The following is a 12,329-nucleotide window of genomic DNA, read 5'->3' on the forward strand; positions in this document are numbered from 1 at the left end:
CGCCGTTCGACGTCCCGCCGTAAGCCGTCCCGCCGTAGATCGTCCCGCCGTAGATCGTCCCGCCGTAGATCGTCCCGCCGTGAACCGTCCCGCCGTTCCTTCGCATGGCCGGATCCGTCCATCTATTGCCCCACCCCGCCCCTCCGCGAGAGCCCGATCCGTCCTATCCTCCGAGCACACCCGCACCCGGCCCCCGCCATGCTCACCACCGACGCCGTCCCGCTCGCCCAGTCGGCGCTCCTCGTCGTCGACGCCCAGGAGTCGTTCCGCGCCGCCCCGCGCTGGGCGCGCCGCAGCAACCTCGCGTTCGAGGCGAACGTCGCCGCGCTCGTCGACGCGTACCGCGCCGCCGGACGGCCGGTCGTCTACTTCCTCCACACCGACGGCGACCCGGGGTTCGAGCCGGACAGCCCGCTGCTGCGGCTCATGGACTTCCTCGCGCCGCGCGCCGACGAGCCGGTGCTCCTGAAGGACACGCGCAACTGCTTCACGAGCACCAACCTCGCCGCCCGCCTCCTCGCGTTGGGCGTTAGGCGGCTCGCGGTCGCCGGGATCCAGACGGAGCAGTGCTGCGAGACGACGGCGCGCGTCGCCGCGGACCTCGGCTACGCGGTCGACTTCGTGCTCGACGCGACGCTCACGTTCCCGATCCCCGACCCCGATGTGCCGGGCGCGGAGCTCGACGTCGGCGCGGTGACGGAGCGCACGCGCTACGCGCTCGCTCGCCGCTTCGCCCGCGTCGTCTCCACGACGACGCTCGTGCGCGAGCTCGCGCGCGAGCTCGCGGCGGCATGAGCGGACGGCCGCGGCGCGTCGTCTTCGCGCTCTTCCCTGGCTGCGAGATCCTCGACGTCGCGGGACCGCTGCAGGCGTTCCACGAGGCGGCGGCGTGCGGCGTGCCGTACGAGATCGGCTACGCCGCGGCGACGCCGGCGCTCGTCACGGCGCAGGGGCTCACGCTCGCCGCGCTGCCACCGTTCCCCGAGGTCGGGCCCGACGACCGCGTGTTCGTGCCCGGCTTCGCGTTAGGCACGGGGCGCCCGCCGGCGTCGCTCGCACGGTGGGTGCGCGACGCGTCGCGCGCCGGCGCGCAGGTGTGCTAGGTGTGCACGGGCACGTTCGTGCTCGGCGAGGCAGGGCTGCTCGACGGACGCCGCTGCACGACGCACTGGAAGCGCGTGCGCGAGCTGCAGGAGCGGTTCCCGCGCGCGATCGTGGTCGGCGAGCGGCTGTTCGTCGAGGACGGGCCGATCGCGAGCTCCGCGGGGATCGCCGCCGGCATCGACCTCGCGCTCGCGCTGCTCGAGCGCGACGGCGGCCCCGTGCTCGCGTCGCAGGTCGCGCGCGAGATGGTCGTCTACCTGCGCCGCGACGGCGCGCACGCGCAGGACAGCGTCTACCTCGACTACCAGACGCACCTGAGCCCCCGCGTGCACGTCGTGCAGCAGCACCTCGTCGCGCACCCCGACGCGCGCGACTCGCTCGCCGACCTCGCGCGCCTCGCCGGCATGAGCGAGCGCCATCTCACGCGCACGTTCCGCCGCGCGACGGGGCTCTCCGTGCACGCGTTCCGCGAGCGGCTCCGCGTCGAGCGCGCGCGCGACCTGATGCGCAACCCCACGCTCACCCTCGCTGCGATCGCGACGGCGTGCGGGTACGAGGACGCGCGGCAGCTCCGGCGCGTGTGGCGAGCGCACCATGGACGGTCGCCGCGCGGTATGCGCGGCTAGCGCGGCTCCTGGACTCCACGGACGAGTTTCTGTAGGACTGAAGAAGGACTGAAGGAGGACGGAAGAAGGACCAACAACTCTGTTGGTGTTCTCCTCCTTCAGTCCTCCTTCAGTCCTTCTTCAGTCCTCCAAGAACACGTCCGTGGAGTCCGGAACGACGCGCCTAACGCTGTCCGCCGCCGCGCCGCCCGCCCCCACCGGGCCCGCGCATCCACGGCGCGGGGATCGAGTCGAACGCCGCGCGGTGCGCGGGGTCGAGCGCGGCACGCACGTCGGCGTGCATCGAGTCCAGGATGGTGCGGAGCTGCTGCCCCGGGCCGCGCCAGAACGCCTCGACCTGCGGCTGGCGGCGCTTCACGGCGCTGTCGACGCGGGCCCGCTCGGCCGCCGAGACGCCGATGCGCGACAGCGGATCGCCGCCGCCGCCCGGGCCCCCGCCGCGGCGGCCGCACAGCCACGCGGGCGGATGGCTGTCGCCACGCCGCGGACGGCACACGCGCGGGCGCCCGCCCCACCCCGCACCCACTCCCGCCACGAAGACGAGCAGCAGCGCGGCCGCCGCCGCGAGCCGGGCGCGCGTGCGCGCGCCGGCGCGGTCGTCGGCCGGCAGCCGGTCGCCCGGCTCGGTCATTCCGGATCTCCGTCGAGCATGGAGCGCACGAGGTCGTCCGCGTCGGGCGCGCGCTGCTCGGCGATCCACGCGCCGTCCGCGCCGAGCAGCGCCTGCTGCACCGTCTCCTCGCTCAGCGACCCCGCGGTCGCGACGACGTCGCCCGTCGCGGCCATCGGCGCCTCGATCTGGCGCGCCGACAGGAGCGCGATGACGATCGCCGCCGCCGCGGCGACGAACGCCGGCACGGCGAAGCGGGCGACCGCCGCGACCACCCCGTCGACGACGCTGACGGCGGCGCTCCGGGTCAGCCGCCCGGCGCGGCGCGCGAGCTCCGGCGCGGCCGCGCTCTCGATGCGCGCGACGAGCGACGCCCACCGGTCCGGCGTGCCGCGGTCCGGCCAGAGAGGGGTGAGATCCACCGCGGTGGTCTCGTCGGGGTCATGCGTCGTCATCGTCTCTCCTCCACTCGGCGCTCAGCCGGCGCCGTAGGTCGCGACGGGCCCAGAACAGGTGTGCCCGGACCGTCCCTTCCGCCAATCCCAGATGCTCGCCGATCTCGCGGTGGCTCCATCCCTCGAGATCGTGCAGCAGCACCACCTCGCGCCGCACGTCGGTGAGCGTGGCGAGCGCCGCGGCGAGGTGCGCCCGCGCGTCCGCCCGCTCCGCCGCGCGCAGGGGGCCCTGCGCCGGCGAGGCCGCCACCGTCTCGCCCACCACGTCGAGCGAGTCGGCGCGGCGCACGCGCGAGCGGCGCCGGAGGTCGATCGCCCGGTTGCGCACGATGGTGAGCAGCCACGGCCGGAACTTCTCCTCCGGCCGGCAGTCCTCGAGGCGGCGCAGCGCCGAGACGAACGCGTCCTGCACGGCGTCGTCCGCCTCTTCCGCGTCGCCGAGGACGACGAGGGCGGCGGCGTGCGCGGCCCGGACGTGCTTCCGCACGAGCGCGCCGAACGCCCCCTCGTCGCCGGCGCGCGCGCGACGCACGAGCGCCGCGTCCTCCGCCGCCGCCTCGTCGTTCGTCGCCCCGGTGCGGGGACTCCGCCGGGGGGAGGCATCGCCCCCCCCGGCCGGATCATCCCGATCGTGCACCGACGCGACGACGCATCGCGCGGTCAGCGGCTCACCGCGTGGCCGGGGGACGGCCACCGCCGCGGTTGCGCATCGCCGCCATCAGCTCGTCGTACTTCGCCGACTGCTCGGGCGTGAGCACCGCCTTGATCGCGGTCGTACGCTCCTGCATCAGCTGCTGCCGCTTCGCGCGATCCTCGTCGCTCGGCGGGGTGCCCGGCGTGAACGCCGGCATCTTCGCCTGGAACGACGTGTTGATCGAATCGACCTTCGTGCGCTGCGCCGCGGTCAGGTTGAGGCTGTCCATCAGGGCAGCCATCATGCGCTGGCCCCCCATGCCCCGGCCCCCACCACCTCCCCCCCCTGCGGGCGGCTGATCCTTCGTCACCGGCTGCTGGGCCTGCGCGGCCGTCGCCAGCACGGCGACGAGGGACGTGGCGGTGGCGACCTGCGCGACGGCGCGGAAGGCGCGCCGGACGGACGGGTTGAACATCGGTGTGGCTCCTACGGTGTGATGGGTCTCGTGCGGATCCCACCCCTCGCGCACCGGACGGAACGGGAGGGGGCCGAGCAAGACACGCGCGGCGCGCCAAGATCGTTTAGGGGCCAATCCATGTCGAGGCGACCCCCCACCGGGGCGTGCCGCGCGTCACCGCGCGTCCCCCGCATCACGCGCGCCCCGACGGGCGATCGACGTCCGATTAAACGGTCGGCCCGGCGGCTGCGTCTCCGTCGCAGCGTCCTTTTCGTCGTCGGCCTCACCGCGTGGACTGAATTCCGTGTCTCGTCATCGTCTGCTCCGCGCCGCGCGCACCGCGCGCGCGCTTCTCTACATCGGCAGCCTCGCCGCGGCGAGCGCCGAGTTCGCGATCCCCGCCGTCGCGTCCGCGCAGGTGGGAGCCACCACCGACATCCTCAGCGGCACCGTCAAGAACGCGCAGGGGCAGCCGCTCGCCGGCGCCACGGTGACCGCGATCTCCGTCGAGACGCAGCTGACGCGCACGAAGACGACCGACGCGAAGGGACACTACGTCATCGTGTTCCCCGACGGCGGCGGACGCTATCAGCTCACCGTGCGCGCGATCGGCGTGCAGCCGCGCACGCTCCTCGTGCAGCGCTCCGTCGACGAGGACCAGCTCATCACGAACGTGACGATGGGCGGCTCGTCGGTGCAGCAGCTCAGCGCCGTCACCGTGCGCGACAACGCGCGCGACCGCGGCCTCGGCAACGCGAACGACCGCCCGACGCCGGGGTCGCAGGAGCGCACGTTCAACCCCGACCAGCTCTCGAAGCTCCCGCTGGCCGACGCGAGCGACCTCGCCGCGATCGCCGCGCTCACGCCGGGCGTCGTCGGCATCACGGGCAGCGACTCCACGTCGAACGCGTTCAGCGTCGCCGGCCAGCGGCTCACGGACAACAACGTCACGCTCGACGGCCTCTCGTTCGGCTCGGGCTCCGTGCCGCAGGACGCGGTGCGCAACACGCGCGTCATCACGAACACGTACGACGCCGCGCGCGGCCAGTTCAGCGGCGGGCAGATCGCGAGCACGACGCGCCGCGGCACGAACCTCGTCCAGGGCTCCTTCACCGACCAGTTCCGCGATCCGTCGCTCGCGTTCCAGTCGGCCGAGGCGGGCGCGTTCGGCCGCGCGTATCATCAGAACACGCTGTCCGGCGGATTGGGCGGGCCGATCATCAAGAACAAGCTGTTCGTCTTCGGCTCGTTCCAGGTGCGCGGCCGCACCGACCCGCTCCAGTCGCTGCTCTCGGCGAACGCCGCGACGCTGCAGCGCCTCGGCGTCAGCCCCGACTCGGTCGGGCAGTTCCTCGGCGCGCTCTCGCGCTACGGCATCGCGCCGACGACGTCGAGCATCCCCGGCGACCGGAGCAACGACCAGAACCAGCTCTTCCTCCGCTTCGACGGGCGCCTCACCGAGTCGCACACGCTGATGCTGCGCTTCGACGGCCAGTGGAACGACGCCGCCGCGCAGCGCATCGCGTCGTTGGGCCTGCCGTCGTCGGGCGGGAGCCAGACGCGGAACGGGTTCGGCGTGATGGCGTCGCTCACGTCGCAGCTCACGCTGTTCAACGGCGCCGTGATCAACGAGATCCGCGCCTACCGCTCGACGGCGGACCAGCAGAGCGACCCGTACCTCTCGCTCCCCGCGGGGCGCGTGCAGATCCTGTCGGCGCTCTCCGACAACGCGCTCAGCACGTCGACGCTGCAGTTCGGCGGCAACGCGGGGCTGCCGCAGGCGAGCGACAACGTGACGTTCGAGAGCTCCGACGAGCTGTCGTTCATCCCGGCGGGGAGCGGGCACCGCTTCAAGCTCGGCGCGCTGCTGAACCACGTGCAGAACGACCAGGACTTCACGGCCAATCGGTTAGGCACGTTCACGTACAACTCGCTCGCCGACTTCCTCGCGAACCGGCCGTCGCAGTACACGCGCACGCTCACGCCGCAGCAGCGCAACGGGCAGTCGACGAACGCCGCGCTGTACGCGGGCGACACGTGGCGCTGGAAGCCGACCGTGCAGCTCACGTACGGCGTGCGGCTCGAGGGCTCGGAGTACGGCGGCGCGCCGGCGCTGAACCCGCAGGTGGAGCAGTTCTTCGGCTATCGCACCGACCGCTTCCCGACCGAGGTGCACCTGTCGCCGCGCATCGGCTTCTCGTGGTCGCCGCGGTGGAACACGACGAGCGGCACGCCCGAGCAGCAGGGACGTGTTGCCGGGAACAACGGCGGCGGGAGCGGTGGGCGCGGGAACGGCGGCGGTGGTGGCGGTCGGTTCGGCGGCGGCTTCGGCGGCGCGGGCGGCGGGCCGGCGACGACGTTCCGCGGCGGCGTGGGCGAGTTCCGCGCGCTCGCGCCGACGCAGGTGTTCTCGAGCGCGCAGAGCGCCACGGGGCTGTCGAACACCGAGTCGCAGCTCGTGTGCATCGGCGCCGCGGTGCCGACGCCCGACTTCTCGGCCTACGCGTTAGGCACCGCGGCGCTCCCCACGCAGTGCGCGGGCGGGCTCGCGTCGAGCCCCATCAACACGGCGCGCCCGAACGTCACCGTGATCGACCCGGGCTTCCAGGCGCCGCGGTCGTGGCGCGGCTCGCTCGGCGTCACGCAGCGGGTCAAGGAGCGGCTGTCGCTGTCGCTCGACCTGAACTACGCGCGCGGCGTGGCGCAGTACGGCTTCCGCGACGCGAACCTCGACGCGACGCCGGAGTTCACGCTGCGCGCCGAGGGCGGGCGGCCGGTGTTCGTCCCCGCGGCCACGATCGTGCCGACGACCGGCGCGGTGTCGCTGTTCGCGTCGCGCGTGCACCCCGAGTTCGGGCGCGTGCTCGTCGCCACGTCGAACCTCGCGAGCGACACGAAGCAGGCGACGCTCGGGCTGAACGCGTTCACGCGGCGCGGCATCCAGGCGAACCTGTCGTACACGTTCATGCGGTCGCGCGACCAGACGTCGTTCCCGGGCGGCTTCGGCGGCTTCGGCGTCGCGAACACGACGGCGGGCGACCCGAACGTGTCGGCGTGGGGACGCAGCGATCTCGAACGGCGACACCAGATCCAGGCGATCGTGTCGTGGCCCGCGGTGTCGTGGCTCGAGGTGAGCGCGGTCGGCCGGCTCAGCTCCGGCTCGCCGTACACGCCGGTCGTCGGCGGCGACATCAACGGCGACGGCTCGCGCAACGACCAGGCGTTCGTGTTCGACCCCGCGAGCGCGCCCGACACCGCCGTCGCGAACGGCATGCGCCGCCTGCTCGCCGCGGCGCCGAGCGCCGTGAGCGACTGCCTCACGCGGTCGTTAGGCAAGGTGGCCGGCCGCGCGTCGTGCACCGGTCCGTGGCAGCCGTCGCTCGACCTGTCGGCGAACTTCCGTCCGACGTTCCTCAACCTCGACCGGCGCCTCACGCTCACCGTGTCGACGCAGAACCTGCTCGGTGGCCTCGACCAGCTCGTGCACGGCGTCGACAACCTGCACGGGTGGGGCTCGCAGGTGCGCCCCGACGCGACGCTGCTCACGGTGCGCGGCTTCGACCCGCAGGCGCAGGCGTTCCGGTACACGGTGAACGAGCGGTTCGGCCAGACGCGCGGCTCGGCGAACGCGTTCCGCGTGCCGTTCCAGCTCTCGCTGCAGGCGCGGCTCGCGGTCGGCCCGGACCCGGTGCGCGACCGGCTGCGCGGCGTGTTCGGCGGCGCGACGGCGGCGAACGGCCGCTCCGCGCTCGACCGCCTCGCGTCGGCGATGCCGAGCGTCGTCGACTCCGTGCTCGCGCGCAAGGACTCGCTCGCGCTCACCGACTCACAGGTCGTGAAGCTGCGCGCGCTCGGCGACAGCGTGAAGCAGGTGAACGGCCCGCTCGCCGACTCGCTCAGCGCGATGCTGCAGAAGGCCGGCAGCAACCCCGATCCGCGCACGCTGATGGGCACCGCGGGCCCGCTGCTGCAGCGGCTGCGTCAGAGCTCGACCCAGGCGACGCGCGCGGTGCAGGCGATCCTCACGCCCGAGCAGTGGGCGCTGCTCCCCGAGTCGGTGCGCAACGCGAACCGCGGCCGCGGAGGATTCGGCGGCCCGGGTGGTCCGGGTGGGGAGGGGCGGCGTCCGATCCCGTAGTCGTTAGGCGGCTCGGACCGGGGGAGGCGCCCGTCGGCGAACGATTCGTCGGCGGGCGCTTCGTCCGCCGGGCCTTCACTCGCGCCATCGAGGAGAACACCGTACGATGCAAGCGGAGCCGCTGATCCACTGGCCCGAGCCGATCGTCGAGTACGTCGGCTTCGTGGCGCAGTTCCTCGCCCTCGGAGCCGTGGGGTTCCGCTATGCCGCGCTGCGCGACCGACTGTCCGCCGCGGGCGTCCACGCCGACGCGGCGCGCCGCGCGGCGCGGATCGGTCTGATCGGGCTCGCCGTCCACACCGTGCTGTTCGTCATCGGCCTGCCGGAGGCCGCCGCGCGCGCGCACACGACCGCGTCGGCACTGCTCGCGACGAACCCGCCGACCGCCGCGCAGGCCGTGCTGCTCGCGATCGGGCTGATCGGGCTCGCGCTCGCCTCTGCGGGACGCCCCGCGGGCTGGCCGGCGGCGCTCGTCGGCGTGGTGCTCAACACGCTCACGGGCGTGCTGACCGGCGCCTGGACGCGGCTCGTGAACCCCGTGCACCGCGTGGTCGCCGGGCTGTGGATCGGGACGCTGTTCGTGCTCCTCGTCGCCGGCATCGCGAGCGCGTTCCGCGACGAGGATTCGCGCGCGCGGCGCGGCGCGATCGTCGCCGACATGGTGAACGGCTTCTCGCCGCTCGCGCTCGTGTGCGGGATGCTCGTCGTGGCGTCGGGGCTCACCACGGCGTGGCGGCACCTCAACCCGCTGTCGTCGCTGTGGACGACGCCGTACGGCTACGCGCTCATCGTGAAGCTGCTCCTCGCCGCCGTGGTGTTCGCGCTCGGCGCGTGGAACTGGCGGCGCGTGCGCCCTACGTTAGGCGGCGACGACGCGGCGACGACGATCCGGCGTTCGGCGCGGGCCGAGCTCACCGCCGCCGCGCTCGTCCTCGCGGCGACGGCGATCGTCGTGAGCCTTCCCTCGCCGCGGCCGCCGCGGCCGCCCGGGTCGGTGCCGCCGGCCGGTCCGCCGTGACAGTGCGGCCCGGGCCACGCAGCTCTCTGGCGTTAGCTTACCAGACAATGCACGATTGCGCCGTTGTACATCCGCCTCGCCCGTCCGTAACGTGACGGTGCGAAGCGCCTGCTGGTTGCCCAGCTCTCCATTCGACTAGCAGCTGCCCGAGTGGGTCAAGGGAGCAACTGAGATGTCGCGCGAAACCATTGATCGCTCGACCAACGCCGCCGGCCACTTCGATAAGAACCCGGAAATCATCCGACAGCTGTTCGCGCCCGTCTCGGAGGCGCTCATCGACGATGCGGAAATCGCTCCGGGACACTCCGTATTGGATGTCGCAACCGGAGCGGGAGAGCCGGCGCTTCGCATCGCGGGATTCGTGGGACCCAAGGGAGAGGTTGTCGGCATCGATCCCGTTGTGGGCTCGATCGAGGCGTCACGTCGCGCGGCGGAGCGGCTCTCGTTAGACAACGCCCGTTTCGAGACGGCCAGAGCCGACAACCTGCCTTTTCCCGACAATCGCTTCGACGCCGTCGTCAGCCGGTTCGGAGTCATGTTCTTTCCCTCTCCGATTGCCGGAGTACGCGAGATGTTGCGCGTGCTCAAGCCGGGAAAGAAGATGGCGTTCGCCGTTTGGCACTTTCGGGACGACAACCCCTTTCATAACGTCCTCGCCCGAATCGTCGACCCCATTCTACCGCCGCCTGAATTGCCGCCGGATGCGCCGGACCCGTTCCGGTTTGCCGCACCGGGAAAGCTACAAGCCATCGTTGCAGACGCGGGCGCTGCAGATCCTATGGAGCGTCTGTTCCGCTTCTCCATCGACGTACCGCTCTCTCCTGAGGATTTCTGGGATCTCCGCATGGAGATGTCCGATAAGCTCCGGGAACGTCTCGCCACGCTGCAACCGGGTAGTTTCCAGGACGTGAAGCGCCGGTCGATAGCCGCCTTTCAGGGGTATTCGAGTGCGAATGGGCTGAGTTTTCCGGCCGAGGTACGTTTAGTATCGGCACGAAAATAACGCGCCGAGTCTCCACAATTCCGACCCCTTCGGCATCGCATTCATCGTCGCCGCGCTCCCGGTCACGGCAGGTGGGCAGCCTGGGAGACAGGCGGCGAACCACGCGCTCCGCGTGGCGAACGACATCATGTCGCCGACGGCATCGGAACCGCGAGACGCTAGGGATCCTCGACTCCGCGGAGGCGGCCGGCACCGCGGGCGCGATGACGCACCTCGCGCCCTCCGCCGCGATGAGCTACGTCGTGGAGCGAGCACCGCGCGACGCGCGGGCGCTCGCGCGAGCCGACGAGACTACGTTCCGTTAGGCGGCGCCGGCACCGGACACGCCGGCACCTCCAGCGCGCCGACGGAGAGGAGCAGCTCCACCAGCTCGGCGACGTTCGCCACCGTCACGTCGTTCCCGACCGCGCCCGCCCGGCGCAGGGCGGCGTGCAGCGCGGGCACGTCGCGCGCACCGTCGCACAGCTCGAGAAGCTTGGGCGCCGCGGGAGGCAGGTCGACCGCCGCGGCCACCGGGTAATCGGTGACGACCGTCGCACCCACCGCGAGCCAGTGGCGGCGCTCGTCGGCGCGCCGGCTCGTGCGGAGCTGGGTGCCCGGCACGACACGCGGCCGCTGTCCCGTTAGGCGGGCCTCGGCCGTGCCCCCGGCCGCGACGTGCCGCGCCCACCGGTACGCGAAGTCCACCGCCGCCGCGTCGACCCGCGCGCCCGCGCGGCGCCTAACGGTGACCGGCCGCCGCCCGACCGCGTCGCGCCGCAGCTCGAACGAGCAGTGCACGAACCGCTCGATGCGGAGCGCGTGGAAGTGCTCGAGCCACGCCTCCACGCCGGCGTAGCCCTCCTTCCGGCGCGTGACGCTGCGGAACGCGTGCAGCGCGTCCCAGTCGCGCCGCTGGAGCAGCACCAGATCGAACTCCGGAGCCGCGTCGCCGAGCCACCCCCGGATGCGCTGCTCCACCGGGGCGTCGGTGCGGTCGGTGAGCGCGCAGGTCATCGCGCAGCGTCCGCCGGGACGCAGGTGCTCCGGCAGCCCCTGCACGATGCGCCGCGACACGTGCTCGCCGTCCTCCCCCGCGTCGCGGTAGTCGTAGACGTGGGTCAGCGCCGGTACGTACGGCGGGTGGGCGTACACGCGATCGAACGTCTCGCCGGCGAGCCCGTCCCACGCGTCGCTGCGCACCGCGCGCACGTGGGTGAAGCCGTTCAGCGCCGCGTTCCACCGCTCGAAGTGCACGCTCCGCTCGGTGATGTCGGTGGCCCACGCCTCCGCCGCGCCACGCCGCGCGGCGATCAGCGCGGCGACGCCCGTGCCGGCGCACAGCTCGAGCACCCGCGCGCCGGCCGCGAACTCCAGCGTGCCGAGGAACTGGCCCGTGAGCTCGGTGAACGCGGGGAACACGACGTCGCGCGCCATGGAAACCGTGGACCCGACCTCGACGCCCGCGCGGCGCGGCGGCGTGTCCTGCGCGATCCACACGCCGTGCGTCGGCGCGAGCAGCACCGTCGCCACGAGACGCGACGGGTCGTCGCCATCGGGAACGAGCACGCCGAGGTCACGCAGCGCCGCGATGCCCGCCGCCCCGCACAGCGCCTCGGCGCGCGCCGCCGGCAGCGGCTCGCCGTCGATCAGGAGACGGACGAGCGCCGCATTCGCGTCCTCCACCGGTCCGGCGAGCGTCGTCCGGCCTTCCGCCAGCCGCGGGAAGTCGATCAACGTCTCCCTGCCGAGCCGGCGCGCCACGACGCGCTCCTCGAACTGGCCGCGCTCGAGACAGTCGCGTGCCGCGGCGAACGCGTCCGCCGGCCCGAGCCGAATGGGATAGACGTCGACGGGCGTCACGGGCGTCTCCAGGAGCTGAGGACATCGCTCGGACGGGCGAAGGTAATGCGGCGCGCGGCGGGCCGCACTCGTCGATCGCGCCGGCGGTGCGACCCTTGAACCTTGGCGACGCGCAGGCGAACGTGGCATCCATGATCACTCTGCGCGTTCATTCGTCGTCGCGCGACACGGCCGTCGCCGCCGCGCTCGCGGCGCTTCTCCTCGCCGGCTGCGCGCTCCTCCAGCCGCCTCCCGTGCCTTCGGTGCCGCGCCTGGGCCAGCGCGCTTTCGGCGATGCGGCGTGCGGGGCCGAGATCGGCCGGGCGCACTCGGCGCTCGCGGCGGTGGGAGCTGCCGGCGGCGATCCTGCGGCCACCGCGGCGGCGCACGCGGCCCACGCCGCGGCCATGCACGAGTACCACACGTGCCTCGCGCGCCGCGGCCAGCCGTGATCGCGCCCGGC

General features: G+C 73.2%; 12 protein-coding genes. 7 read left to right on the forward strand and 5 right to left on the reverse strand.

Going from position 1 to position 12,329, the window contains the following annotated elements; all coding sequences use genetic code 11:
• The first annotated feature begins 198 nt into the window (after positions 1-198).
• From J421_RS26950 to J421_RS26955, 3 genes are read left to right on the forward strand one after another with little or no spacing between them, the layout of a single operon-like run.
• On the forward strand, positions 199-795 hold the full coding sequence (locus tag J421_RS26950) for an isochorismatase family protein (protein WP_025414224.1): 597 nt from the start codon (positions 199-201) through the stop codon (positions 793-795).
• Positions 792-1,103, forward strand: a complete 312-nt coding sequence (locus tag J421_RS34185; RefSeq protein WP_236646347.1) for a helix-turn-helix domain-containing protein — start codon at positions 792-794, stop codon at positions 1,101-1,103. The genes J421_RS26950 and J421_RS34185 overlap by 4 nt, the downstream gene beginning before the upstream one ends.
• Positions 1,104-1,730, forward strand: coding sequence for a GlxA family transcriptional regulator (locus tag J421_RS26955; protein ID WP_236646348.1), 627 nt, complete (start codon positions 1,104-1,106; stop codon positions 1,728-1,730).
• Between the two features lie 163 nt (positions 1,731-1,893).
• On the opposite strand, the gene J421_RS26960 is transcribed toward J421_RS26955, so the two are convergent.
• The 4 genes from J421_RS26960 to J421_RS26975 all read right to left on the reverse strand — a co-directional run bounded on the left by J421_RS26960 (position 1,894) and on the right by J421_RS26975 (position 3,904).
• Positions 1,894-2,361 carry a hypothetical protein gene (locus J421_RS26960; protein ID WP_025414225.1) on the reverse strand — a complete coding sequence of 156 codons (468 nt, stop codon included), beginning with the start codon at positions 2,359-2,361 and terminating at the stop codon, positions 1,894-1,896.
• Positions 2,358-2,795 (reverse strand): hypothetical protein, encoded by a 438-nt coding sequence (locus J421_RS26965; protein WP_025414226.1) that lies wholly within the window; start codon positions 2,793-2,795, stop codon positions 2,358-2,360. Before J421_RS26965 ends, J421_RS26960 begins: the two co-directional genes overlap by 4 nt.
• Positions 2,782-3,327, reverse strand: coding sequence for an RNA polymerase sigma factor (locus J421_RS26970; protein ID WP_158508918.1), 546 nt, complete (start codon positions 3,325-3,327; stop codon positions 2,782-2,784). The genes J421_RS26965 and J421_RS26970 overlap by 14 nt, the downstream gene beginning before the upstream one ends.
• Before the next feature lie 136 nt (positions 3,328-3,463).
• Complete coding sequence (locus tag J421_RS26975; protein WP_025414228.1) at positions 3,464-3,904, reverse strand: hypothetical protein; 441 nt, start codon at positions 3,902-3,904, stop codon at positions 3,464-3,466.
• A 286-nt stretch (positions 3,905-4,190) separates the two neighbouring features.
• Here J421_RS26975 and J421_RS26980 point away from each other — a divergent pair, with 286 nt between their 5' ends.
• The 3 genes from J421_RS26980 (at position 4,191) to J421_RS26990 (ending at position 10,045) form a co-directional block, all read left to right on the forward strand.
• A complete protein-coding gene (locus J421_RS26980) occupies positions 4,191-8,024 on the forward strand; it encodes an outer membrane beta-barrel protein (RefSeq protein WP_025414229.1) in 3,834 nt (1,277 codons plus the stop codon).
• A gap of 106 nt (positions 8,025-8,130) precedes the next feature.
• The gene (locus tag J421_RS26985; protein WP_025414230.1) at positions 8,131-9,042 is read left to right on the forward strand and encodes a CopD family protein; all 912 of its coding nucleotides are present in this window, start codon (positions 8,131-8,133) and stop codon (positions 9,040-9,042) included.
• Positions 9,043-9,214: 172 nt separating this feature from the next.
• The gene (locus tag J421_RS26990) at positions 9,215-10,045 is read left to right on the forward strand and encodes a class I SAM-dependent methyltransferase (protein ID WP_025414231.1); all 831 of its coding nucleotides are present in this window, start codon (positions 9,215-9,217) and stop codon (positions 10,043-10,045) included.
• A 291-nt stretch (positions 10,046-10,336) separates the two neighbouring features.
• Here the strand turns inward: J421_RS26990 and J421_RS26995 are convergent, their stop codons facing one another.
• Positions 10,337-11,887: a methyltransferase gene (locus J421_RS26995; RefSeq protein ID WP_025414232.1), complete on the reverse strand. Its 1,551-nt coding sequence runs from the start codon at positions 11,885-11,887 to the stop codon at positions 10,337-10,339.
• Positions 11,888-12,018: 131 nt separating this feature from the next.
• Here J421_RS26995 and J421_RS27000 point away from each other — a divergent pair, with 131 nt between their 5' ends.
• Positions 12,019-12,318, forward strand: a complete 300-nt coding sequence (locus J421_RS27000) for a hypothetical protein (RefSeq protein ID WP_104023328.1) — start codon at positions 12,019-12,021, stop codon at positions 12,316-12,318.
• The last annotated feature ends 11 nt before the right edge of the window (positions 12,319-12,329 follow it).

The organism is Gemmatirosa kalamazoonensis, assembly GCF_000522985.1.
Classification (GTDB): domain Bacteria; phylum Gemmatimonadota; class Gemmatimonadetes; order Gemmatimonadales; family Gemmatimonadaceae; genus Gemmatirosa; species Gemmatirosa kalamazoonensis.

Bases quoted from the DNA above. Each gene is read 5' to 3' on its own strand.
- J421_RS26965 (WP_025414226.1), bottom strand. From the start codon at position 2,795: ATGACGACGCATGACCCCGACGAGACCACCGCGGTGGATCTCACCCCT.
- J421_RS26950 (WP_025414224.1), top strand. From the start codon at position 199: ATGCTCACCACCGACGCCGTCCCGCTCGCCCAGTCGGCGCTCCTCGTC.
- J421_RS27000 (WP_104023328.1), top strand. From the start codon at position 12,019: ATGATCACTCTGCGCGTTCATTCGTCGTCGCGCGACACGGCCGTCGCC.
- J421_RS26990 (WP_025414231.1), top strand. From the start codon at position 9,215: ATGTCGCGCGAAACCATTGATCGCTCGACCAACGCCGCCGGCCACTTC.
- J421_RS34185 (WP_236646347.1), top strand. From the start codon at position 792: ATGAGCGGACGGCCGCGGCGCGTCGTCTTCGCGCTCTTCCCTGGCTGC.
- J421_RS26985 (WP_025414230.1), top strand. From the start codon at position 8,131: ATGCAAGCGGAGCCGCTGATCCACTGGCCCGAGCCGATCGTCGAGTAC.
- J421_RS26975 (WP_025414228.1), bottom strand. From the start codon at position 3,904: ATGTTCAACCCGTCCGTCCGGCGCGCCTTCCGCGCCGTCGCGCAGGTC.
- J421_RS26960 (WP_025414225.1), bottom strand. From the start codon at position 2,361: ATGACCGAGCCGGGCGACCGGCTGCCGGCCGACGACCGCGCCGGCGCG.